This window comes from Paraburkholderia jirisanensis, assembly GCF_054782355.1.
Genome location: NZ_BAAGSQ010000026.1, coordinates 549,926 through 573,171, shown reverse-complemented (window position 1 = coordinate 573,171; position 23,246 = coordinate 549,926). Strand labels below are relative to the sequence as shown.

General features: G+C 63.8%; 21 protein-coding genes. 13 read left to right on the top strand and 8 right to left on the bottom strand.

Going from position 1 to position 23,246, the window contains the following annotated elements:
* The first annotated feature begins 29 nt into the window (after positions 1–29).
* The 10 genes from ACYVNQ_RS18945 (at position 30) to ACYVNQ_RS18900 (ending at position 9,892) form a co-directional block, all read left to right on the top strand.
* Positions 30–1,424 (top strand): molybdopterin-binding domain-containing protein, encoded by a 1,395-nt coding sequence (locus ACYVNQ_RS18945; protein ID WP_460904097.1) that lies wholly within the window; start codon positions 30–32, stop codon positions 1,422–1,424.
* Positions 1,421–3,169: a formylmethanofuran dehydrogenase subunit A gene (locus tag ACYVNQ_RS18940; RefSeq protein ID WP_460904096.1), complete on the top strand. Its 1,749-nt coding sequence runs from the start codon at positions 1,421–1,423 to the stop codon at positions 3,167–3,169. Before ACYVNQ_RS18945 ends, ACYVNQ_RS18940 begins: the two co-directional genes overlap by 4 nt.
* A 16-nt stretch (positions 3,170–3,185) precedes the next feature.
* Entirely contained in the window at positions 3,186–4,169 is a 984-nt protein-coding gene (gene fhcD, locus ACYVNQ_RS18935; protein WP_460904095.1) for a formylmethanofuran--tetrahydromethanopterin N-formyltransferase, read from the top strand.
* Complete coding sequence (locus ACYVNQ_RS18930; protein ID WP_460904094.1) at positions 4,166–5,062, top strand: formylmethanofuran dehydrogenase subunit C; 897 nt, start codon at positions 4,166–4,168, stop codon at positions 5,060–5,062. Before fhcD ends, ACYVNQ_RS18930 begins: the two co-directional genes overlap by 4 nt.
* A 164-nt stretch (positions 5,063–5,226) precedes the next feature.
* Positions 5,227–5,793, top strand: coding sequence for a cytochrome b (locus ACYVNQ_RS18925; protein WP_460904093.1), 567 nt, complete (start codon positions 5,227–5,229; stop codon positions 5,791–5,793).
* Between the two features lie 58 nt (positions 5,794–5,851).
* Positions 5,852–6,772, top strand: coding sequence for a pyrroloquinoline quinone biosynthesis protein PqqB (gene pqqB, locus ACYVNQ_RS18920; protein WP_460904092.1), 921 nt, complete (start codon positions 5,852–5,854; stop codon positions 6,770–6,772).
* Between the two features lie 75 nt (positions 6,773–6,847).
* Entirely contained in the window at positions 6,848–7,570 is a 723-nt protein-coding gene (pqqC, locus tag ACYVNQ_RS18915; RefSeq protein ID WP_460904091.1) for a pyrroloquinoline-quinone synthase PqqC, read from the top strand.
* Entirely contained in the window at positions 7,567–7,872 is a 306-nt protein-coding gene (pqqD, locus tag ACYVNQ_RS18910) for a pyrroloquinoline quinone biosynthesis peptide chaperone PqqD (RefSeq protein WP_460904090.1), read from the top strand. The genes pqqC and pqqD overlap by 4 nt, the downstream gene beginning before the upstream one ends.
* A complete protein-coding gene (gene pqqE / locus ACYVNQ_RS18905) occupies positions 7,869–9,050 on the top strand; it encodes a pyrroloquinoline quinone biosynthesis protein PqqE (RefSeq protein WP_460904089.1) in 1,182 nt (393 codons plus the stop codon). The genes pqqD and pqqE overlap by 4 nt, the downstream gene beginning before the upstream one ends.
* A 116-nt stretch (positions 9,051–9,166) precedes the next feature.
* Positions 9,167–9,892: a response regulator gene (locus ACYVNQ_RS18900; protein WP_460904088.1), complete on the top strand. Its 726-nt coding sequence runs from the start codon at positions 9,167–9,169 to the stop codon at positions 9,890–9,892.
* On the opposite strand, the gene ACYVNQ_RS18895 is transcribed toward ACYVNQ_RS18900, so the two are convergent.
* The gene (locus ACYVNQ_RS18895; protein ID WP_460904087.1) at positions 9,799–10,857 is read right to left on the bottom strand and encodes a histidine kinase; all 1,059 of its coding nucleotides are present in this window, start codon (positions 10,855–10,857) and stop codon (positions 9,799–9,801) included. The two genes, ACYVNQ_RS18900 and ACYVNQ_RS18895, sit on opposite strands and share 94 nt — an antisense overlap.
* Positions 10,858–11,095: 238 nt before the next feature.
* Here ACYVNQ_RS18895 and ACYVNQ_RS18890 point away from each other — a divergent pair, with 238 nt between their 5' ends.
* Positions 11,096–13,516 carry a TonB-dependent receptor gene (locus ACYVNQ_RS18890; RefSeq protein WP_460904086.1) on the top strand — a complete coding sequence of 807 codons (2,421 nt, stop codon included), beginning with the start codon at positions 11,096–11,098 and terminating at the stop codon, positions 13,514–13,516.
* A gap of 63 nt (positions 13,517–13,579) precedes the next feature.
* Here ACYVNQ_RS18890 and ACYVNQ_RS18885 read toward each other — a convergent pair whose 3' ends face one another.
* The 3 genes from ACYVNQ_RS18885 to ACYVNQ_RS18875 form a co-directional block, all read right to left on the bottom strand.
* Positions 13,580–14,743, bottom strand: coding sequence for a cytochrome D1 domain-containing protein (locus tag ACYVNQ_RS18885; protein ID WP_460904085.1), 1,164 nt, complete (start codon positions 14,741–14,743; stop codon positions 13,580–13,582).
* 181 nt (positions 14,744–14,924) lie between these two features.
* Positions 14,925–15,851 (bottom strand): GGDEF domain-containing protein, encoded by a 927-nt coding sequence (locus ACYVNQ_RS18880; protein WP_460904084.1) that lies wholly within the window; start codon positions 15,849–15,851, stop codon positions 14,925–14,927.
* Positions 15,852–16,187: 336 nt separating this feature from the next.
* Entirely contained in the window at positions 16,188–16,868 is a 681-nt protein-coding gene (locus ACYVNQ_RS18875) for a DNA-3-methyladenine glycosylase I (protein WP_460904083.1), read from the bottom strand.
* A 228-nt stretch (positions 16,869–17,096) separates the two neighbouring features.
* Between ACYVNQ_RS18875 and ACYVNQ_RS18870 the strand changes: the two genes are divergently transcribed.
* Together ACYVNQ_RS18870 and ACYVNQ_RS18865 are read left to right on the top strand one after the other, a co-directional pair.
* Complete coding sequence (locus ACYVNQ_RS18870; protein WP_460904082.1) at positions 17,097–17,657, top strand: methylated-DNA--[protein]-cysteine S-methyltransferase; 561 nt, start codon at positions 17,097–17,099, stop codon at positions 17,655–17,657.
* 14 nt (positions 17,658–17,671) lie between these two features.
* Positions 17,672–18,595 (top strand): DNA-3-methyladenine glycosylase family protein, encoded by a 924-nt coding sequence (locus ACYVNQ_RS18865; protein ID WP_460904081.1) that lies wholly within the window; start codon positions 17,672–17,674, stop codon positions 18,593–18,595.
* Between the two features lie 141 nt (positions 18,596–18,736).
* Here ACYVNQ_RS18865 and ACYVNQ_RS18860 read toward each other — a convergent pair whose 3' ends face one another.
* The 4 genes from ACYVNQ_RS18860 to ACYVNQ_RS18845 all read right to left on the bottom strand — a co-directional run bounded on the left by ACYVNQ_RS18860 (position 18,737) and on the right by ACYVNQ_RS18845 (position 23,217).
* Positions 18,737–19,600: an NmrA family NAD(P)-binding protein gene (locus tag ACYVNQ_RS18860; protein WP_460904080.1), complete on the bottom strand. Its 864-nt coding sequence runs from the start codon at positions 19,598–19,600 to the stop codon at positions 18,737–18,739.
* A gap of 144 nt (positions 19,601–19,744) precedes the next feature.
* Entirely contained in the window at positions 19,745–20,788 is a 1,044-nt protein-coding gene (locus ACYVNQ_RS18855) for a porin (protein ID WP_460904079.1), read from the bottom strand.
* A gap of 42 nt (positions 20,789–20,830) precedes the next feature.
* Positions 20,831–21,862 carry an ABC transporter substrate-binding protein gene (locus ACYVNQ_RS18850; protein WP_460904078.1) on the bottom strand — a complete coding sequence of 344 codons (1,032 nt, stop codon included), beginning with the start codon at positions 21,860–21,862 and terminating at the stop codon, positions 20,831–20,833.
* Positions 21,863–21,918: 56 nt separating this feature from the next.
* On the bottom strand, positions 21,919–23,217 hold the full coding sequence (locus ACYVNQ_RS18845; RefSeq protein ID WP_460904077.1) for an MFS transporter: 1,299 nt from the start codon (positions 23,215–23,217) through the stop codon (positions 21,919–21,921).
* Positions 23,218–23,246: the final 29 nt, after the last annotated feature.

Genomic DNA, 23,246 nt, shown 5'->3' with positions numbered 1-23,246 from the left:
TCGGCATAGAGCTTGCTCTAGCGAGCCGCATGCACGATTCCTCCTCCCCCGCGCCGAATGCCGCGCAGACGGTCGCGCCCACGGCGCCGCCCGCGTCGGTGTCGGCGTTCGTGTCCACGACACGCGACTGGACTTGCCCCTTCTGCCCACTGCTGTGCGACGACATCGCGGCCTGCGTACGCGCCGACCAGACGATCGCTGCGCCCGCCACCGACTGCGCACGGCTAGCGCAGGCGCTCACGCACTTCAGCGCCGCGGACAGCAACTGCCAGCCGCTGCTCGATGGCCAGCCCGTAGCACGCGAAGCCGCTCGCGCGCGCGCCGCGCAGATGCTTGCGCAAGCACAACGGCCATTGTTTGGCGGATGCGCAACGGATGTCGCCGGCGCACGTGCGCTGTATGAGCTGGCCGCCAACTGCGGGGCGATTCTCGACACACTGCACGGCGAAGCACTCGGCGCTGCGACGCTCGCGCTGCAAGATCGCGGCGCGTTGTTCACGACGCTCTCGGAGGTGCGCTCGCGCGCCGATCTGCTGATCGTATTCGGCTGTGCACCCGGTGCAGGCCATCCACGCTTTTACGAACGGACCCTCGCGGACAGCACGCGGGCACGCGATATCTGTTTCGTTGCATGCGCCACCGATCCGGCAGCAAGCAAGATTGCGCACGCCCGTTGTGACGCGATGCTCGAACACGCATCGCCTTATGACGTACTCGCGCTATGGTCCGCACTTGCCGAAGGCCGCAATCCGGCCGCCTTCGACAGCAGCCCCGAAGATGTCGCACAGATGGCGGCGCAACTCGCCGCACTGATGACGCGCATCGCGGCAGCGCGTTACACGGCCGTGATCTACGAACCCGCGGCCTTGCCGCAACCGCATGCGGCACTGCTGATCGAAGCGCTGCACCGCATCGTCAAGGCACTCAACCGCACGACCCGCGCGGGCGCGCTTGGGCTGGGCGGCGCGGATGGCGCGCTGACGGTCAACCAGACCGTCACCTGGCTGTCCGGCCTGCCGCTTGCCACGCGTGTGGCACGCCTCGATCGGCCTGACGGCGCCGCACCGCTCGAGCATGACCCGTATCGTTACCGCACCGCGCAATTGCTGGCCGCGCGCGAAATCGACGTGCTGCTGTGGGTGGCGAGCTTCGAACCACACCCGTTGCCCGATGCACTCGATCCGCAGGTGCCGGCTATCGTGCTGGGGCCGCCCGCGCTAGCCAGTCACATCGTGCAGCGCACCGCGCCTACCGTGTTCATACCGGTCGCGACGCCGGGTATCGACAGCGGCGGCCATCTGTTCCGGCTCGACGCGTCGGTGGTCGCGCCGCTTGCGCCGGCACGCCACGTGAATCTGCCCAGCGTGGCCGAACTCGCGACGGATCTCGCAGAGCGCGTCGGCGCGCAGCGGAGGTCGTCATGACGCTTGCGCGACTCGCCGGCGGCATCGTCTACGATCCAGCCAATGGCGTGAACGGCGAACGCCGCGACCTGTACTTCCGCGACGGCCGCATCGTCGATGCACCGCAAGGTGCGCAAATCGACCACGACTACGATGCGCGCGACATGATCGTGATGGCCGGCGGCATCGATCTGCATTCGCATATCGGCGGCGGCAAGACCAATCTGTCGCGTCTGCTGCTGCCGGAAGACCATCGCAACGACGCGCCACGCGACGCCGCTTACGAAGCGGTGCGCGACACACAAGGCCGCTATCTGCGGATGCCGTCGTGCGGCGTCTGCACGCCGGGTACCCTCGCAACCGGCTACCGTTACGCCGAAATGGGCTACACGGCCGCCTTCGAGCCGGCGATGATCGCGTCGAACGCACGCCATGCGCATCTGGAAATGGGCGACACGCCGATCATCGATCACGGCGCCTACGTGATGCTCGGCAACGACGAACTGCTGCTGCAGATGCTCGCCGCGCGCGAAGACTTCGACAAGCTGCGCGATTACATCGGCTGGACCATCAATTCGAGCCGCGCGCTCGGTGTGAAAGTCGTGAACCCCGGTGGCATCTCGGCGTTCAAGTTCAACCAGCGTTCGCTCGACGTCGACGAAGCGCACACGCATTACGGCATCACGCCGCGCGATATCCTGCGCACGCTGACGCGCGCACTAACGGAGCTGCGCGTGCCGCACCCGCTGCACGTGCATGCGAGCAACCTCGGCGTGCCCGGCAACGTCGCATCGACGATCGCGACGATGGATGCCGCCGACGGCCTGCCGATCCACGTGACGCACATCCAGTTTCACAGCTATGGCACCGAAGGGCCGCGCAAGTTTTCGTCCGGTGCGCGCGAGATTGCCGAAGCGGTGAATGCACGGCCCAATGTGACGATCGACGTCGGCCAGATCATCTTCGGGCAGACCGTCACCGCATCCGGCGACACGATGATGCAGTTCAAGAACGCGCCGCTCGCGCAGCCGCGCAAATGGGTGCTCGGCGATATCGAATGCGATGCGGGCTGCGGCGTCGTGCCGTTCCGCTATCGCGAGCAAAGCTACGTGAATGCGCTGCAGTGGATCATCGGGCTCGAGATCTTTCTGCTGGTCGACGATCCGTGGCGCGTGTCGATGACCACCGACCATCCGAACGGCGGGCCGTTCACCAGCTATCCGCATCTGATCCGGCTGCTGATGGATAAATCGTTCCGCGACGAGCAACTCGACCGGCTGCACCCGGAGGCGAAAGTCGCGAGCGCGCTGCCCGAACTGAAACGCGAGTTGTCGCTGTACGAGATCGCGATCATCACGCGTGCCGGCCCGGCGCGGCTACTCGGTTTGAGCGACCGCGGCCAGCTCGGAGCGGGCGCCGCCGCCGACATCGCCGTGTACCGCAACGACCCGGATCGCGAGCGGATGTTCACGTCGCCCGCGTATGTGTTCAAGGACGGCACGCTGGTCGCGCGCGACGGCAACCTGGTGGCCACCCCGACCGGCGGCATTCACTACGTATCGCCCGATTACGACCGCAGCATCGAAAAGACCGTGCGCGCGTACACCGATGAGAACCTCGTCGGCGGCTTCGCGCATACGGCCATCAGCGACGACGAAATCTGCGCCTGCTGCCGCGGCGGCCGGCTGCTGCCAGTCGAATGCTTCGAGCACGGCGCGCAGCCGTCGGCGCCTCGCGCGGCGCGGCCCGCCGCCAGCCCGCCCTGAGCGCCGCGAGCCGACGATGCAGATCAACCATACCCTGATCGACGACACCTTCGCGGAAGCCTTCCCGATGAAGGCCACGCGGCTCGTGATCACCGCGCACACCGCCGCGTGGGCGCGCGCCTCGGCGCAATCGCTGACCGGCTTTGCGACTTCGGTGATCGACTGCGGCTGCGAAGCGGGCATCGAGCGCGACCTGGCGCCAACCGAAACGCCCGACGGCCGGCCGGGCATTTCGGTGTTGATGTTCGCGGTGTCGTCGAAAGAACTGGCCAAACAGATCGCGCGGCGTGTCGGCCAATGTGTGCTGACCTGCCCCACCACCGCGGTATTCAGCGGCATCGATCCGGCCACCAGCCACGCACCGCTGTCGGACCGCGCACCGCTCGGCAGTGCGCTGCGTTTTTTCGGCGACGGCTGGCAGATCGCGAAGATGCTCGACGACACGCGCTACTGGCGGGTGCCGGTGATGGACGGCGAATTCGTCTGCGAAGAAACCACCGTGACGGTGAAAGCGGTGGGCGGCGGCAACCTGCTGCTGCTCGCGCGCGACACCGACCATGCGCTCGCCGCCGCCGAAGCGGCGGTGGTTGCGATGCATCGTCTGCCGAACGTGATCACGCCGTTTCCGGGTGGCGTGGTGCGCTCGGGGTCGAAGATCGGCTCGAAGTACGCGGGCGCGGTCGCATCGACCAATGACCTGTTCTGCCCGACGCTGATCGGCGTGGCCAAACGCACCGAGCTGACTGCAGAGGTGGGCTGCGTGCTGGAGATCGTGATCGATGGGTTGACCGATGCGGACGTCGGCGCAGCGATGACCGCAGGAATCGAAGCGGCTTCGCGCGCGGGCAGCGGCGTGCTGCGGATTTCGGCTGGCAACTATGGCGGCAAGCTCGGGCCGTATCACTTTCAATTGCACCAGCTGGCGGCGACGCTCGCGGGGCAGGACGGCAACGGCGCGCACACCGGCGATGACCGCGGCCCCGCCGGGAGCCCGCGATGACCATCACGACGCTGCGCATCAAGGCCGCACCGGGCTTTCGCGTCGACGGTTCGCTATTGCAACCTGCCGCGCTGGCGACGCTATCCGCAGCGGATGTGGCGCACCTGCTGCTGCCGGCCGGCAACGAGGCGTGCGCAGTAGGCGACCTGTTCGACATCGCGCACGCGCAGGAAAACGGCGCAGACGCAGCGCACGAAGCCAGTTTGATCATCGAAGGCGACGCGCACTGGCTAGACCGCATCGGCGCCAACCTTGCTGAAGGGCGTATTCATGTCAGCGGCAACGCTGGCGACTACGCCGCACTGCGCATGGCCGCCGGCACGCTGCAGATCGATGGCAACGCCGGTGCGTTTGCCGGCGCCGAGATGAGCGGCGGACAGCTGACGGTGGCCGGCGACTGCGGCGACTTCGCAGCGGGCGCGCTGCCCGGCGACATGGAAGGCATGACCGGCGGCCTGCTTGCCGTGCAAGGCAACGCCGGCGCACGACTGGGTGACCGCATGCGGCGCGGCAGCGTGCTGGTGGCTGGCGATGCCGGCGACTTCGCCGCCACGCGGATGGTGGCCGGCACGATCGGCATCGCGGGGCGGCTGGGCGCGAACTATGCGTACGGTATGCGCCGGGGCACGCTGCTGCTGCTGCACGAACCGCCGCGCATTCCGCCCACTTTCGCGGCCGGCGGCCGCGGCTACGACGTGTTCTGGGCGCTGTTCGTGCGCATGTTGGCCGCGCAGCGCGACACCCTCACTCGCGCATTCGGCAATGCCACGCTGTTTGCGCCGTTCCTGACGCTCGCCGCCAGCGCACTGCCGCGGCGCCATGCAGGCGACCTGGCGGTGGACGGACGCGGGGAATTGCTGATCGCCAGCGCGCGCGGCCAGGCGGCAAACTGAACACGAGCAGTTGAACCCGCGACACCGCAGCAAAGCAAGACATCAAACCCGCCCTGCATAAAAAAGCGGAGACAACGCGCAGTACAGCGACCACCGCGTGAACTCAGGCGCACGCAATGCGCCAAAGAAGGAAAGAACCACGCTGTGCGACTGGGAGAGACAACATGAACGCAACGCATACGAGCAGCGCGGCGCAAGCGGGACAAACCGCCAACGAGCGCTTCTCGCGACCGCTGATTGCGCTGCACTGGATCATCGGCGTTGCGATCATTGCGATGCTGGCGATCGGCCTGTACATGGTCGGGCTGCCGCGCGGCCTCGAATTCAAGGCTTCGCTGATCAACTTCCACAAGTCGCTGGGCATGACGATTTTCCTGCTTGTGCTGATCCGCATCGTGGTGCGGCTGGTCTACGGCAGGCCGCCGCTACCGCCGATGCGACCGTGGCAACGCGCCGCCGCGAGCGCTACGCAGGGTCTTTTATACGTTGCAATGGTGGGGATGCCGCTGACGGGCTACCTCGGCTCGTCGTTCAACAAATACGGCACGCGCTTCTGGGGCATCCTGCTGCCGAAGTGGGGCTGGGACGATAAGGGTATGCGCGCATTGTTCTTCGGCATTCACGAGGTGTGCGCGTGGATTCTGATCGCGCTGATCGCACTGCATATCGCCGGCGCGCTCAAACATCAATTAATCGATAAAGACGGACTGCTGCGGAGAATGCTACCGTGATACGTATGACGTTTCTGTATGACGTTTGACCTGCGAATCACGACGCAAGGAAAGGAAAATGAAAATCAAGGTGCTCGGTTCGTCGGCAGGGGGCGGCTTCCCACAGTGGAACTGCAACTGCCACAACTGTAGCGGCGTGCGCAACCAGACTATCGTCGCAGAGCCGCGCACGCAGTCGTCGCTGGCAGTCAGCGTCGATGGGGTGGCGTGGCTGTTGATCAACGCCTCGCCGGATATCCTCGCGCAGCTCGCCGCGAACCCTGAGCTACAGCCGGCGCGGCATGCGCGCGACACAGGCATCGCCGGGGTGCTGCTGATGGATGCGCAGATCGACCATGTCACCGGCCTGCTGATGCTGCGCGAGCACAACGCGCCGCTACCGATCTATGCAACCGAGCCGGTCTGGCAAGATCTTTCCAGCGGTTTTCCAGTGGCCTCGATTCTGGCGCACTACTGCGGCGTCGAACGCCATACGATCGCGCTCGACGATGCACCGCTCGAAGTGCCCGCGCTGCCGGGCGTGCGCATCGAAGCGCTGCCGCTGTCGAGCAAGGCGCCGCCGTATTCGCCGCACCGCAATGCGCCGGTGCGCGGCGACAACATCGGCCTGTTGATCACCGCGCTCGATTCCGGCAAGCGTGCGTTCTACGCGCCAGGGCTCGGCGTGCTGGAGCCGCACGTGCGCGATGCGATGCGGCGCGCGGACCTGCTGCTGGTCGACGGCACGACGTGGACCAACGACGAAATGATTCGCCTCGGCCTGTCGAAGAAAACCGCAGCCGATATGGGCCATCTTGCGCAATCCGGCCCGGGCGGCATGATCGAAGTGCTCGATGCACTCGATCGCCCTGCTGCGCGCAAGGTGCTGATCCACATCAACAACACCAATCCGATTCTGGTCGAAGACGGCCCCGAGCGCCGCGTGCTCGCACAGCACGGCATCGAGGTCGCGCGTGACGGCATGCTTTTCGACCTGTGAGCCTGATGCATCGGTGAACGCATAAACGTATCAGCGGCGCATGCGCCGTACCCACGGAACTCGAGGAAATCCCTGATGAACAGCCTTGGCGCGAACCGCGCAACGCACGCCGAAGCGGCGTGGACCCGCGAAGAATTCGAAGCACAGCTGCGCGCAAAAGGGCGCGCGTATCACATCCATCATCCGTTCAACGTGAAGATGAACAGCGGCGGTTGCTCGCGCGAGCAGATCCGCGGCTGGGTGGCGAACCGCTTCTACTACCAGATCAACATTCCGCTTAAAGACGCGGCGATTCTCGCCAATTGCCCGGACCGCGAGACGCGTCGCCGCTGGGTTCTGCGCATTCTCGACCATGACGGCTATGGCGACGACGAGGGCGGTATCGAAACGTGGGCGCGCCTGGGTGACGCGGTGGGCCTGTCGCGCGACGAACTGTGGTCGCTCGAGCACGTCGTGCCCGGTGTGCGCTTCGCGGTGGACGCTTATGTGAATTTCGCGCGCCGTGCACCGTGGCAGGAAGCGGTGTGCTCGTCGCTGACCGAAATCTTCGCGCCGCAGATCCACAAGGACCGGCTCGCCACCTGGCCCACCTACTACTCGTGGATCGAAGCGGAAGGCCTCAATTATTTCCGCTCGCGCATCTCGCTCGCGCAACGCGACGTCGAGCACGGTCTGGCCGTCACGCTCGACTATTTCCGCACGCGCGAGCAACAGGAGCGTGCGCTCGACATCCTGCAGTTCAAGCTCGACATCCTGTGGAACATGCTCGACGCGATCGAAAAGGCCTTCCCATCATGAACGATACGAACCCGAACGCTCGGCCGGGCGCACCCGATGCTGCGTTGCAACCGAAACTGAACCGGCTGTTCCGCCTGCAATTCGAACCTGCCCAGGACGCGCACGTATTGCTATATCCGGAAGGTATGGTGAAACTGAATCAAAGCGCTGCGCAGATTCTTTTGCGTTGCGACGGCACGCGCAATATTGCGGCGATCGTCGCCGATCTTGAACAGACGTTCAACACAACCGGCCTCGCGCCCGAAGTGGAAACCTTCATCGCTCATGCAGTCGAGCGCGGCTGGCTGGAGCCCTCAGCATGACTGATCTATCTGTCGCAGTGCAGCACGCCAAAGCCGATCGCGCCGGCATTGCGCCACCGCTATGGCTGCTTGCGGAGCTCACGTATCGCTGCCCGCTGCATTGTGCGTTCTGCTACAACCCGGTGAACTACGCGGAGCAGCGCGGCGAACTCAGTACCGACGAGTGGCTGCGCGTGCTGCGCGAAGCGCGCGCGCTCGGCGCCGCGCAACTCGGCTTTTCCGGCGGCGAGCCGTTGCTGCGCGACGACCTCGAAGTGCTGGTTGGCGAGGCGCGCAAGCTCGGCTTCTATACGAACCTGATCACGTCGGGCGTCGGCCTGACCGACAAACGGCTCGATGCGCTGAAGGAAAGCGGCCTCGATCATATCCAGCTGTCGTTTCAGGACTCGACCCAGGAGCTGAACGATTTTCTCAGCAGCACCAAGACCTTCGACCTGAAAAATCGCGTGGCGCGCTCGATCAAGGCGCACGATTTCCCGATGGTGCTGAACTGCGTACTGCATCGCTACAACCTGCCGCACGTCGACAAGATCATCGACATGGCACTGGCGATGGGCGCCGAATATCTGGAGCTGGCGAACACGCAGTACTACGGCTGGGCGCATACGAACCGCGCGCAACTGATGCCGACTGAAGCGCAGCTGCGCGAGGCGGAAGCGGTAGTCGAGCGCTATCGCAACGAGATCGGCAACCGCTGCAAGATCTTTTTCGTGGTGCCCGACTACTACGAAACGCGACCGAAGCGTTGCATGAACGGCTGGGGCTCGGTGTTTCTCGGCGTGGCGCCGGATGGCGCGGCCTTGCCCTGTCACTCGGCGCGTTCGTTGCCAGGCCTCACGTTTCCGAATGTGCGCGACACGCCGCTTGCGGACGTCTGGTACGAAAGCGATGCGTTCAACCGCTTCCGAGGCTTCGACTGGATGAAAGAGCCGTGCCGCAGCTGCGACGAGAAAACCCACGATCTGGGCGGCTGCCGCTGCCAGGCGTATCTGTTGACGCAAGACCCAGCCAATGCCGACCCGGTGTGCGACAAATCCCCGCACCACGAAAAGGTGGTACGGGTCGTGCGTGAAGCAGCGCAACGCGGCGCGGCGCTCACACCGGACGAACAGCCGGTGATTTTCCGCAACGACGCGAATTCGCGTCGATTTGCAGCCGAGGCCGCGCACAAGGACTGATAGCAGCGGGCATCACGAGTCACGCATCACGAACAGGGCATCGCGAATCACGCACAACCTATAAAGCGCAACAGATAAAGCTCAACAGATAAAGCTCAACACAAGGGAGCGCGCAGATGAGTACCGCCGATATCTCCGTGTTGCTGGTCGACGATCACGCGGTCGTGCGTGAAGGGTACCGGCGTCTGCTCGAATTGAGCCCGGATGTGTGCGTGGCCGGCGAAGCGGCCGATGCGGCACAGGCCTATCAGCGCTTCTGCACGCTGCAGCCGGATGTGGTCGTGATGGATCTCGCGCTGCCCGGCGCAAGCGGAATCGAAGCGATGCGCCGCATGCTCGCGCGCGAGCCGGATGCACGTGTGCTGATCTTCAGCGTGCATGAAGAGACGCTCTTCGTGCGGCGCGCACTCGATGCCGGCGCGAGCGGCTATGTGACGAAGGCGAGCGCGCCCGAGGTGCTGGTCGAAGCGGTGCGTGCGGTCGCGCGGCGGGTGCGTTATCTGAGCGCGGACGTGTCGCAGGCGCTGGCGCTGCGCACGATGTTCAGCGAAGGGCCGCCGGGGCGGCAGTTGTCCGCGCGCGAATTCGAGGTGCTGCGCTTGCTGGTGCAGGGCTACACGTTGCCGGTAATCGCCGAGCGGCTCGGGCTCAGCCAGAAGACCGTCGCGAATCACCAGTCGGCGATCCGCCAGAAATTCGGTGCGAACAACGGCGTGCAGCTCGCGCAGATGGCAAGCCGGCTCGGCCTTCAGTTTGGGGATCTGACCGCGCCGGCGACGTCCGGCGTGCCCAGTGTGGCGCTCGGTTCGTTCGGATCCCTTGGTTCCGGCAGTCCGGCCTGACCCGGCAGCCGCGCGCACAGCATAAAGCCCTCGTTCTCACGGCTGGCAATGTGAAACTCGCCGCCGAGCGATTCGACCCGCTCGCGCATACCGACCAGTCCAAGCCCCGCGCGCGGCTTCCATAGATCGACGCCCGGGCCATCGTCAGCCACCGTCACGACGATTTCGCCGGCGCGCTCGCTATCGGCAGGTGTGCGCACCAGGTAAATCTCCACGCGCGCCTCGCGCGCAAACTTCGAGATGTTGGTCAGTGCCTCCTGAACCAGCCGGTACAGCGTCACATTCAGCGCATCCGCCAGGCCATTGAAGTCCCCTTCCACCGTCAGCGCAAACGACGCGTCGGGCAAGCGTTCGCGCCAACTGTCCACGCAGTGTTCGACCGCGCTCGGCAAGCCGAGCTCGTCGAGCCCGATCGGCCGCAGCCGGCGGATCATGCCGCCGATCTGCCGGTACACGAACGACGCGCTTTGCATCACCGCCAGCGACGCACGATGAATCTCCGGCTCACCCGCGGCAGACAAATCGCGAATGCGTGCGGCATCGAGTGTGATTGCGTTCAGGTATTGGCCGAGTTCGTCATGCAGTTCGCGGGCGAGATGACGACGCTCCGCCTCCTGCACTTCGATCGCCTGGCTTGCGAGGCGCCGGTTTTCCTCCAGCAAGCGCTCGGCTTGCTCCTCAAGCGCTCGGCGGTGCAGCAGCTCACGGTGCGATTCGCGATAGCGCCGCCATGCGAACCATGTGAGGCCCGCTGCCAGCACGAATAGCGTGACCGGTAGTTCGTCGAGCTGAAAACGCTCGGCGCTGCGGGTCCATCGATATGCGAGCTCGCTGACGTCGAAGGTCGTACACAGCACGCCGGCTACAACCGTCAGAACCAGCACGCAGGCCAGATCGCGCCGCATCGCGCGGCGACTCGTAGACGGCGATGACACGGCGGAGCGATCCATTGCGATGGGCGGCATGTCGGTGTCGGGTGGCGGCGGAAACCCATTCTACTCACGTCGCGCAAACCATTGCTTACGTTCAGGAAGGCTTCCTGACTGATTCAGGAAAACTTCCCGGGTGCATTTTCGGCCCAGCGTGCGACGCTATCGATGACAAGGCAGGCAGAACACATCAGCCATGATCGATGCGGCCGCAACCAGTTGTGTGTGTCATCTCATCCCCCGAAAAAAGAAAAACAGGCAGGAGACAGCAACGATGAAGAACATGCCACGTAAACGGCGGCACACGCAAGCGCCGAAACACCGGGTTGCCTTGCGGCTTTCGGTCGCCGCGGTGCTGGCGGCATTTGCCGCGGCGTCGTGGGCGCAGGGCCAGGATGCAAACCCGGCCAACCCGCCCGTGAATGCGCCGGCTGCGAATGCACCGGCCGACAATGTTCCGGCCGATACGTCAGGCAAGCCGCAAACCGCTACACCCGCCACCGCACAAACCGGTTCGGAAGGAACGGTGCTGCAGCCGATCGTCGTGATCGGCACCACACCGCTGCTTGGCGTCGGCACACCGATCGAACTGGTGCCGGCCAACGTGCAAACCATTCGCGGCCGCGATCTGGTCCGGCAGAATTCGCATACGCTGACCGACTACTTTGCAGCCAACCTGCAGAGCGTCGACATCAACGAAGTACAGGGCAATCAATCGCAGGTGGACATCAATTATCGCGGCTTTACTGCGTCGCCGGTGCTCGGCACGCCGCAGGGGTTGTCGGTGTTCATGGACGGCGTGCGCATCAACGAGCCGTTCGGCGACGTGGTGAACTGGGATCTGATCCCGCAGGCAGCCATCGACACGATCCAGCTGATTCCCGGCTCGAACCCGACCTTCGGCCTCAATACGCTCGGCGGCGCGATTGCGGTGACGACCAAGAACGGCCGCGACAACCCCGGCGGCGAAGCGGAAATCCAGCTCGGCTCGTGGGGCCGCAAGCTGGCGCAGATCCAGCAGGGCGGCACCATCGGCAGCAATCTCGACTACTACTTCACCGCCAACACGACCAACGACGACGGCTGGGCCGACCACAATTCGAGCCAGCTGCGCCAGGCGTTCGGCAAGCTGCGCTACATGGATTCGTCGACCACCCTCTCGGTGTCGGCGGGCGGCGCCGACAACACGTTAAACGGCTCGCAGACGATTCCGCGCTCGTTCCTCGATAACCGCTCGCAGGCGTACACGTTTCCGGATACCAACGAGAATACGGTCGGCTATCTGACGATCTCCGGCGAGCACTACTTCACGCCAGATGTCGAACTGAGCGGCAATGTGTACTACCGGCACTATCGCAACACGAACGTCAGCAGCAACGTGAACGACGATTTCGGCCAGCAGGAAGGCGACGACGATGACGATATCAACACGATACAGGCGAACAACGCGCAATCGGTGATCGTCACCGACAGCTACGGCGCGAGCCTGCAGTTGACGCTGCTGCAAAAGCTGTTCGGCAAGAAGAACCAGTTTGTCGCGGGCGTGGCAGCCGATATGGCGAATTCGCACTTCACGCAGTCGCAGCAAAACGCCTTCTTCACCGACTCGCGCGCGACCATCGGCGATGGCCCGTTCGTGCAGCAGACCGATGCGAAAACCCGCAACGCGAACTACGGCATCTATTTCAGCGATACGTTCTCGTTCAACGACCAGTGGTCGATGCTGGTGGCGGGTCGCTACAACTGGTCGCGCGCGACGATCGGCGACGAAAGCGGCATCCAGCCGCTGCTCGACGGCCGGCATACGTTCTCGCGCTTCAATCCGGCGGTAGGCATCAACTGGAATCCGACCAAGTCGTTTACCGCGTACTTCACGTATAACGAAGGCATGCGCACGCCGACGTCGATCGAACTGGCGTGCGCGGACCCAGCCTCGCCGTGTTCGCTGCCGAACGATTTCGTGGCCGACCCTTCGCTGAAGCCTGTGATCTCGAAGACTTTCGAAGTGGGTGCGCGCGGCAAGCTCGGCGCGCACACGCAATGGAGCGCGGCGGCCTACAACACCACGCTCGACGACGACATCCAGTTCATCAGCTCGAACGGCGCAGCGAGCACGCTTGGCTTCTTCCAGAACGTCGGCAAGACGCGCAGACAAGGCTTCGAACTGGCCGGGCGCACACAGTGGGGCCCCGTCGGCGTGGGCATGAGCTACAGCTACGTCAATGCGACCTACCGCTCGACGTGGACCGAGAACAGCGCGAGCAATTCAAGCGCCGATGGCGACGGCAACATCACCGTGAAATCCGGCGACCGCATTCCGGGCATTCCGGCCAATACCATCAAGATGCGGCTCGATTATCAGGCATTGCCGCGCTGGACGATCGGCGGCAACCTCACGTATCGCAGCAATATCTTCGCGCGCGGCGACGAAAACAATCAGGACGTAAACGGCTCGATTGCGGGCTATTTCCTGATCGACCTCGATACGACCTACAACGTGACCAAGCACTTTCAGGTATTCGGATCGATCCAGAACCTGTTGAACAAGCGTTATGCGAGCTTCGGGATTCTCGGGCAGAACTTCTTCAATGGTCCGAATCACACGTTCGACGGCGACAGCATTTCGAACGAGCAGTTTCTTGGGCTGGGGGCGCCGCGCGGGTTCTGGGTCGGGGCGCGCTATTCGTGGGATTGAAGCGGGAGCGGGAGTAAGAGTGCTGGGCGGCGGCACGCACCGCCGCCCAGGCTGTGCATCACGTCACTTCGCTGCAGCGATCGAACCGGCGCTCGGCGGCGACGTCACAATGCCCCACGCAAGCGGCAGATTGCCGATTTGCCCAACCGTCTGATAGTTAGTCGCATCGAGCACGTACACCGCGTTCGATCGGCCGCAGGCGAGCAGCAGCTTCGAGCCATCCGGCGTAAAGCTGAAGTGCCAGCAACGCTGGCCGATCGGCGCATCGGCAATGTGTTCGTAGGTCTTCGCATCGAACACCTGCAGCGTCTTGTCGCGCGCGGCCGCTACCAGCAGGTGTTTGCCGCTCGGATCGAACGCAACGCCATACGGCCCCAGCTTCGTCGCGACAGTCTTCACCGGTTTCAGCGTGTGCCCATCGAGCACGACGAACTTGCTGGTGTTCTCGAGCGTCACGACATACTGCTTGCCGTCCGGCGAAATCTTGATGCCGCGCGGCCGCGAGCCTGCATCGAGCTTCAGCGTGCGCACGGGCTTGCCGGTGCCGGTGCGGTAAACGGACACCGTGTCGTCGCCTTCGTTGGTGACGAGCATTTCGCTACCATCGGGCGAGAACTCGACGCCTTCCGTTTCGTGACCGCTCTTCACCGAGTGCACCACTTTCATCGTCTTCAGATTGACGATCGCGATCTCGGCTGGCGGCTCGTTGGCATCGTCGTCGTCCTTGCCGCCTTTACCTTTTCCACCCGCCTGCTGATCGCCTTTTTCCGCAGGCTTGCCGGCTTGATCGCCACCTGGCTGCGGCCCGCTGGCCTGCTGTCCGGCCTGGGCTTGCATGTGCGCGAGTGCCTCCGGCGGCGGCCCGCTCTCACCCGGCTCGTAGGTCACATACGCAAAGCCGCGATGCACGCGCACGAACTCAGGGTTTTTGCCGATCTTCACACGCTTGACCACCTCGCCGGTGGCCGTATCGATCGCGGAGAGTTCGCCGGACTTGCCCGCCACCAGCAGCAGCTTGCCGTCGTCGGTCAGGCTCAGGCCGCGCGGGCCGGCATTGCCGAGCGGAATGGTCTTGGTTAGCGTCATGCTGCCCAGGTCGATCACGCCGACACCGTTCGTTTCACTCGTCACATAGGCGATCGGCTCGGCAACGGCGTAGGCAGTGCTCGCGCTGAGCGCGGCCGCCACCCATAGCGCGGCGCGCGCGCTTGTTGTTGTGCGATGCATCGTGTGTCTCCAGCAGTTGTTCTTTGGTCGGCCCGAGAGGCGCAGGAGCGCCTGCCTGCGAGCAGGCACCCTGCATCCCAGTGTGCGCATTGTGCGAGCGGTTGACAACGGAAGCAGGCGGGAGTTTTTCCCGAATTGGACGTGTGCTGCGGGACTGCGGCGCATGGCCGCACGGGGTGCGTTACGCCTGCGCGAACATCGTCTGCCGGCGCCCTTGCGCCTTGGCCGCGTACATCGCGCGGTCGGCGCGCTGCAATGCCTGGCCGACATCGAGCGTGCGTGCGCGACGCGCTTCCGGGTACAGGCAGATGCCGATGCTGGCCGTCACGCTGACCGGCAACCCGATCGCGGCGTTGATCGATTCGATCGCCGCATGGATGCGTTCGGCAATCGCCATCGCGTCTGCCTCGTTGACGATACTGCGGGCAAACACCACGAACTCGTCGCCGCCTAACCGCGCCACCGCGTCGCCGCGCCGGCTCATGCGCGACAGTTCGTGCGCAAAGCGCCGCAGCATTTCATCGCCGGCAGCGTGGCCGAAGGAATCGTTGACGTCCTTGAAGCCGTCCAGATCGATGACCAGCAAGCCGACCTGGTTGGCCTGCTGCCGGCGCGACATATGCGCGTGGCCGACCGCCTGCACGAGACTCGTGCGATTGAGCAGGCCTGTCAAAGGATCGGTCGCCGCACGGCGCTCGAGCTTGTTGACGAGCACGAACAGATAAAACGAAGTGGCCACCACCGCCAGCAACAAACCGACGCCGACCGGCCGGTTCATGATCCACCAGGGCTCGTGCGCCATCAGACCGACAAAGCCCGTGACCGCCATCGCGCATGACAGGATCAGCGGCCGCTTGCCGTAACGGCAACCTGCGCCGACCAGGAACCAGAATACGATGAATAGCAGCGGCAACGCGGCGCGCCCGCCGAGCGCAAGCGCGGCGATCGCCATGCCCTGATCGACGAGCGTAGTGATGATCAGCCGCAGCGGCGATTTGCCCGGCTGCAGGCGAATGGCCAGCCAGCTGGCAAAACCGAAAAGTACATAAAGCGCCATCACCGCGATGGTGAGCCGGGCCGGGCGGTCCAGATCGGTCAACGCGAACACGCAATAAATGGCCAGCGCGACGCTTCCCAATGTAAAGCGAAAAACTGCTTGTTCTTTTTCTGGCTGGCTTTGATAACCGTCGATAACGGTCGTTCCATGCCACGCCCCCGTGCCTAGCCACGACATATTGCATCTCTCGACTTTCAAGCGACGCAGAATATTAGCGCGGTGACAGAAATCGAGGCTACAAATAAACTGACTTAATAAGAATTGAGATTCATCGGCATGAATCGCCCCTAAAGAGTTAACCGGTGTTGCGCTCAATACGCCGGATTTACCGGAAAAAGGTCCCGCCACCGGAAAACCGATTTCATATGCAACTTACAGAACGGTAATTCAGGCGCTCCAGATACCCGAGCTGCCGCGCCGATGGCTGTCGACCAGATGGGTGTCGATCATGCCGGTGGCTTCCATCAGCGCATACATCGTCGTCGGACCGACGAAGCTGAAGCCGCGCTTGCGCAGCGCCTTGCTCAATGCAATGGATTGCGCCGAGGTGGTCGGAATTTCCGCCATCGTGCGCGGCGTCGGCGTGACCTCTGGTTTGAACGACCAGATCAGCTCGGCAAGACCACCTTCGTTGCGCAGCGCGATGGTTGCGATCGCGTTGTTGATGGTCGCGACGATCTTCGCGCGATTGCGGATAATCGCGGCATCCGCCATCAGGCGTTCGATGTCCTGTTCGGTGAATTTCGCGACCTTGTCCGGATTGAATTGCCTGAATGCGCGCCGGAATGCCTCGCGCTTGCGCAAGATCGTGGCCCACGAAAGACCTGACTGAAACGCTTCGAGGCTCAGACGCTCGAACAGGCCGTGCTCGTCGTGGATCGGCATGCCCCATTCGGTGTCGTAATACTCCCTTAGCAGCGGGTCGGAAGCAGCCCATGGCGGTCGCGTCAGGCCATCTTCGCACCTGATTGCGTCGATCGGCTTCACGCGTTTGACGCGCTCGGCAGAGGCATCGGCCGATGAGGGTTTGCGGCGCGCAACGGCCGTAGAATCCGCGTTTTTCTTCATGACTTCACGATGGCTTGGAGGCAAGTGCCGCATGTATAGCGAGTCGGGCATGCGTCTGTCAACCGGCCATCGTTTGATGTGTCTATACACAATACGATTCGCCGGGCTTTCGCAGCGACACAGCGACGTTGCTCTTTCATTCGCAACGCACCTGGTGATGGACTTTCAGCGGCGCGTTCCGGTGTATTCTTTGACGTTCGCGAGAACAATTCCGCATTGGAGCAAGCAATGGAATGCGAATACACGTTTGTCGATTCACCGGTCGGCCAGCTGCAGCTGGTTGCGCGTGGTGACAAACTGGTCGCCATCCTGTGGGAAAACGATCGGCCGAATCGCGTGAGGCTCGGCACGCTGCGTGAAAACAGCACGCATCCGGTGTTGCTCGAAACCGCGCGGCAACTCGGCGAATATTTCGCAGGCAAGCGCGAGCGCTTTGACGTCGCGCTCGAATTCACCGGTACCGACTTTCAGAAGCAGGTGTGGGCCGCGCTGCTCACGATCCCCTACGGCGAGACCCGCAGCTATCTCGAGATCGCCGAACAGATCGGCAATCGCAACGCTGTGCGAGCGGTGGGCGCGGCCAACGGCCGCAATCCGATTTCGATTATCGCGCCCTGTCATCGTGTGATCGGCTCTTCCGGCGCATTGACCGGTTTTGCCGGCGGTCTCGCTGCGAAGGAACGGTTGCTGATGGTCGAAACGGGCAGCGAAAAGCCTGCCCTGCCGGCGCGAAAACCTAAAGCCGTCGACAAGCTGCGCACGTCCGCCGTCCAGCGCTCGTTGTTCTAGGCGATCTAGTGGTGGTGGAACAGGACGCTCGTCAAACTGCGGTCGAACTCCATCTGCCGTTCAAGCCACCGCTCGCGTGGTCCCGGTTGCTGGCGTTTATCGGCGGCCGTGCGTCCGCGGGCGTCGAATCGGTCGAAGACGGCATCTATCGCCGCGCGATTGGCTGGAACGGTGCGGAGGGTACCGTCGAAGTGCGGTTGCATCCGCGCAAGCACTGCCTCGTCGCGACCGTCGACGGCGGCTTGCGCGAGCATGCCGGCGAACTCGCCGCACCGCTCGCACGCATGTTCGATCTGCATGCCGATCCGCGCAAAATCGCCGCCTGCCTCGGCGCGGATCCCTGGCTGGCGCCGCTGTTGAAGCGCACGCCCGGCTTGCGCGTGCCGGGCGCGTGGTCGGACTTCGAACTGGTGGTCCGCACCATCGTCGGGCAACAGGTCAGCGTAAAGGGCGCGTCGACGATCATGAGCCGCATCGTGCAGCGTGCGGGAAAGCGCATCGACGGCCATCCTCACGAGGCCACTGCATGGCGCTTTCCGACGCCGGCGGAACTGGCCGTGGCCAATCTCGACAAGATCGGCATGCCGACCCGACGCATCGCGACGGTGCTGCGCTTTGCCGAGGCTGTCGCATCCGCTGCGCTGCCGCTAGACGATCCCGATGCAGACCCGTTCAAGCTGCAGCGCGATATGCTCGCGCTGCCTGGCATCGGGCCTTGGACAGTGGGGTATGTGGCGATGCGCGCGCTGCGCGATCCGGACGCGTGGCCCGAAGCGGATCTGGTGTTGATGCAGGCCATCAGCCAGCGCGATCCTTCGCTGGTGAAGTCCGCGCAGCAGCGCGCGCGCACCGACCTGTGGCGGCCGTATCGCGCTTATGCGGCGTTGCATCTGTGGAATGGTGTCGCGCTGGAAAGCGGCAAGGCCAAGGGCGGGTAGGGTTTGTGGCGCACGGCTAGTGGCGCACGGCTAGTGGCGCACGGCTAGTGGCGCACGGCGGCGATGCATCGTGCCGCCGCAGCCGCGTAAATCGTGCTGCCTGACGCGCATACGTCGCAGCGCACCTGCGTGTTTCAGGGCTTAAGCGCCGCGCACCAGATCGTTCACCACGGTCGCCAAAGGCACAACGCCCTTGACGATCTCCTCCTTGCGCCCCTCGAAGTCGATCCAGCCTTCGTTGAAGCCGTCGAGCATCTGGATGCGCGGCGCCGGATGTTTCATGCCCTGCCCTTTGAACAACGTTTCCCACGTTTCACGCGGCACTGCACGTGCATGCACCGCCTTGCCGAGCGCCTGCGCGAACGCTTCGGCAATGTCGTGCTGGCTGATACGCGCGGGCCCTTCCAGTTCGACGACGCGCTTGCCCTGCCAGTCTTCCTGCAATAGCTGCGCGGCGACGCGGCCAATGTCCGCGGTAGCAACCATCGGAATCGCGCGGTCAAGCGGCTGAAGAAACGCGTGGATCACGCCTTCATCGCGGGCCGACGCGACATCCCATGCGCAGTTCTCGAAGAACCAGCCGGGACGCAGGAACGTGACCGGAACCCGCTGCTCGCTGAGCGCCTGCTCCATCAGCGTGCGCTGCGTGAGCAGATTGGTTTGGGTGGCCTGCGCGCCGATCGTCGAAAGACAAAGAACCTTGTTCGGTTGCGCCCGGCCGATAGCAGCTACGACTGCGTCGATGACTTCGCGAGCCTCAGGAAAGCCCGGCGCGGGATCGAATTCGGACGGCGGCAGGATGAACACGCCCTGCACGCCTGCGAATGCATCGGTCAGTGCATCGGCGTCGCTCATGTCGGCCAGCGCGACGTCGCAGCCCCGCGCGGCCCACGATTCGCCCTTGCGCGGATCGCGCACCACCGCGCGCACCGGCTGCCCTGCTTCGAGCAGCGCCCTGGCCAGTGCACCTCCCACCTTACCGCTGATACCCGTAATTGCGTACATGTCCGCTCTCTCCATCAAATAGGTTGCGACGTGCATGCATCGTAGTCGCCGCCGTTTGTTGATGGAATGGCGCGGCTGTCACTACATTGATGACATCAAGTCACCAGTAGCGAATGACGGGTTGCTGTCGCGCGTCGACGAACTTCAGAACAACGTGCGAACGCCGCCGCCAACGGTGTAACCGGAAGAGAAATGCGTCGCGTGGTCGCCGAGCACCGCCGTATAGACGAGCGTGCGTTTCGACAGCGGATAATCGTAGCCAACCGACCAGGTATTGCGAAACTCATCACGCTGGCCACCGCTTTTCGACATGCCGTCCGACATCAACACCGTGCCGAGGCCAATACGAATCGCCGCGCCCAGTTCGCCGAAATTCACGTGATACCCGCCGCCCGCGATCGCATTCGACACATACTGATACTGCCCGTACAACTTGACGATGCCGACCTCGTAAGTTGCGCCCGCCTGCACCGCCGACTGCGTCGACAGACCCGGCACGCTCGCCGACAAATCGCCAGGCGTAGTGTTGAACTTGATCTGCTGATACACGACGTTCGCGTTCAACGGACCACCGCGATACTGCACCTGCCCGGCCCACTTGTTCTGCCCCGGTTCGCCGGCTGCGTTGCCGAACGCGTATTGCGCGTTCATCTGCCAGCCGCCAAACGGCGCAGACGAGTACGTCACCGCATTGCTCCACTCGCCACCCCCGCCACCGACACCTTGCCCGTTCACCGCCACGTAGGTATGAATCACCGCCGGCGAAAACACGAACGAATTGAAGAACGGGTTATAGAAGATCGTCGAGTTCCAGTACAGCGGACCGATCTGGCCGACTACCAGCTTGCCCCACGGCGCGTTGACGCCGACCCACGCGTTGCGCGAGAAAAACCCGTCGCCGGCGAAGCGTCCGAAGGTGCCGTTCTGCACCGAGAAGTAACTCTCGAGTTCGAACACGGCCTGATAGCCGCCACCGAGATCTTCAGCACCCTTGAGGCCCCAGAACGACGCGGTCGAGCCGCCGTTGCCGACCATCCACGCAGTCTTGCCGCCCAAGGCCTTTTTCGCGCCGACGAACGCGTCGACGTCGCCGTACAACTGCACGCTCGATTGCGCGGCGGCATGGCCGCTCCAGCACAAGGTGACGAGCGCCGCCGCAGGGAACGCGCGCAGCAGTTTCCTGTTCATCTGATACCTCCGTAGCGTATTGTTTTATCGTTGCGAAGCGGCTCAGTGCAACGCGGCGCGGTAGTAGGTCGAGTCGTAGTACTTCGACGGGTCCTTCAGCGTCTTGTGAGGCGTCGCATAGCGGCTGCGCAGCGCAAGCACGGTGCGGATGCCGGCCACGTTCATGCGGCCTTTGCGGAAGAAGCCCGCTTTCGGATCAAGCAGTTCGCCGTACGTCGTCGCCGCGAGTTCGGGCGACATCTGCGGCACGTTCTTCAGCAGGATCTGGATCGCTTCATCGTGGTTCTTCGGGTCGTACAGCCAGTCGATCGCTTCGACGTAAGCCTGAATGAAGGCCACCACCTTCGCCTTGTTATGGCGCGCCCACGAGCGGCGCGTCGCCGCGACGTTGCCCTGATACGGGCCGATCACGTCGGTAGCGGCGGCCAGTTGATGGAAGCCTTCATTGCGCGCGAGAATGTTGAACGGCGTCGACAGCAACGTCGCAACCTGCTTGTGCTGCTGCAGCGCAGCCCAGCGCTGCACCATGCCGCCTGCTGTTTCGATCTGGTAGTCGTCGGGCTTCAGCCCTTTGCGCGCGAGCATGTCGTACAGCACGAACGCGTAGCCGGTGGTGCGCGCATCGACCGACAGCGTCTTGCCGCGCAGATCTTCATAAGACTTGATGTCCGGCGCCGCAACCAGCGAAAGGAAGCTGCTGTCGCTGCCCATCACCGCGACGAAATCCGGTTGTGGACCGATCGGTGCCTCGCCCTCGCCTTCCACATACGCGACGATGTTGTCGATCGCCGTCATCGCGATGTCGAAGCGTCCTTGCGACAGATCCGTCATCTGGTTCACCGAACCGGTGGTGCCCTGCAGGATCACGTGAATCCCGTGGTTGGCGAACAAGCCTTTCTCTTCGGCCACGTAGCTTGGCCAATTGAAGCCGCCGGGGAATACGTTGACCGTCACGTCTCCGAGCGTGGGTGCGGCTGCCGACGCGGGTTGCTGTGCCGCTACGGGGTCTATGCCGCACGCGACGAATGCAGCGGCCACGAACGCCGCGGCGAATGTCTTTCCAAATGCTTTCATCGATCAACCATCCTAAGTATGTATTGCAACGAATTGCTGAAAAGAGGGATTCAGAGCTATTTCACAGTGACCGCGCCGGCGGCTGCCGCGTGGCCTGCGGGCTGCGCCATGCGCGACGGCTGCAGCGCGAGGGCCAGCAGCGCGCCGGCACAGGCCAGCAGCGAGATCTGCACGAGCCCGGCAGTCGACCAGCCGGCGGAAGTCGCGAGCCAGCCGATCGTGTAGCCCGCGATCGACGCCGAACCGTACAGGCTCGACACGAACACGCCGGAGGCCTTGTTGTTCAGATGGCTGCTGACCGAACGGATGTGATACCCCGCCAGATTCACGTAGATCACCCCGCTGACCACCAGACCCCACGCGAACGACAGCAGCGCCTGCGCAAGCAGCGTCGTCGCTGCATAGAAGAGCCCGTAGCCGAGCAATGCCGCAATCAGGAAGCTGACCGTCAGCACCTTGCGCGCCGATACACGGTCGCCGATCCAGCCGCCCGCGATCGATGCGAACACACCGAATCCGTACGCGCTCATCACACGGCCGGTCATCGCCGGCGAAAAGCCGAGGTGTTCGCGCAGGAAGGTCGGGTACATGCCCAGATAGCCGTAAATGATCAGACCGCCGATCAGGCTCAGCACGGTGAGCAGCACGCTATTGCGGTTCAGCAGCGTGTGCGCGGCCGCTGGCAGACCGCGCTGCGGGTCGAGCCGGGATTCGTTGCGATCTTCCGCTGCGCGCGTCTCGCTGAACCACGGGCGCACCGCGACGAAGATCAACGCGATCGCGACGAAACCCGACAGGCCGAACACGATCATCGGAAAGCGCCATACATGCTGGATTGCCAGCAATCCACTACCGGCAACCGGCCCGATAATCGCGCCCACGCCGAACGAAAAATTCACCGCACCAACCGCGGTCGAACGAAAACGCGTGAAATAGCTGGTGCCGATCGCGATGATCACAGTCAGTTGCATCGCTTCGCCGATGCCGGTCGCCGCGCGATACAGCAACATGTCGGCAAAGCCATGCGCGCTCGCCGTCAATACCGTGCCGACCGAAAAGATCGCGATGCCGATCACGGTGGCGGTGCGACGCGACAGTCTTGCAAGCAGAATGCCGGTCGGCACGCCGGCAACCGCCATACCGAGCGTGAAGATGGTCGACAGCAAGCCGATCTGCGCGAGACCAAAGCCGAACTCGTGACGCACGTCGGCGGCCAGCAGCGGGAAGATCTGACGGTCCATTGCATTGATCGAATACGACGCGAGCAATACGACGAAGATCGCGACCGCCGCCAGCGTCGAACCCGACGGACGTGACCCGGCCTGCAGCGCACGCTGCGAAGGAAGACTATTCATGAACGTCTCGAAGAATGCGGCCGCCGCGC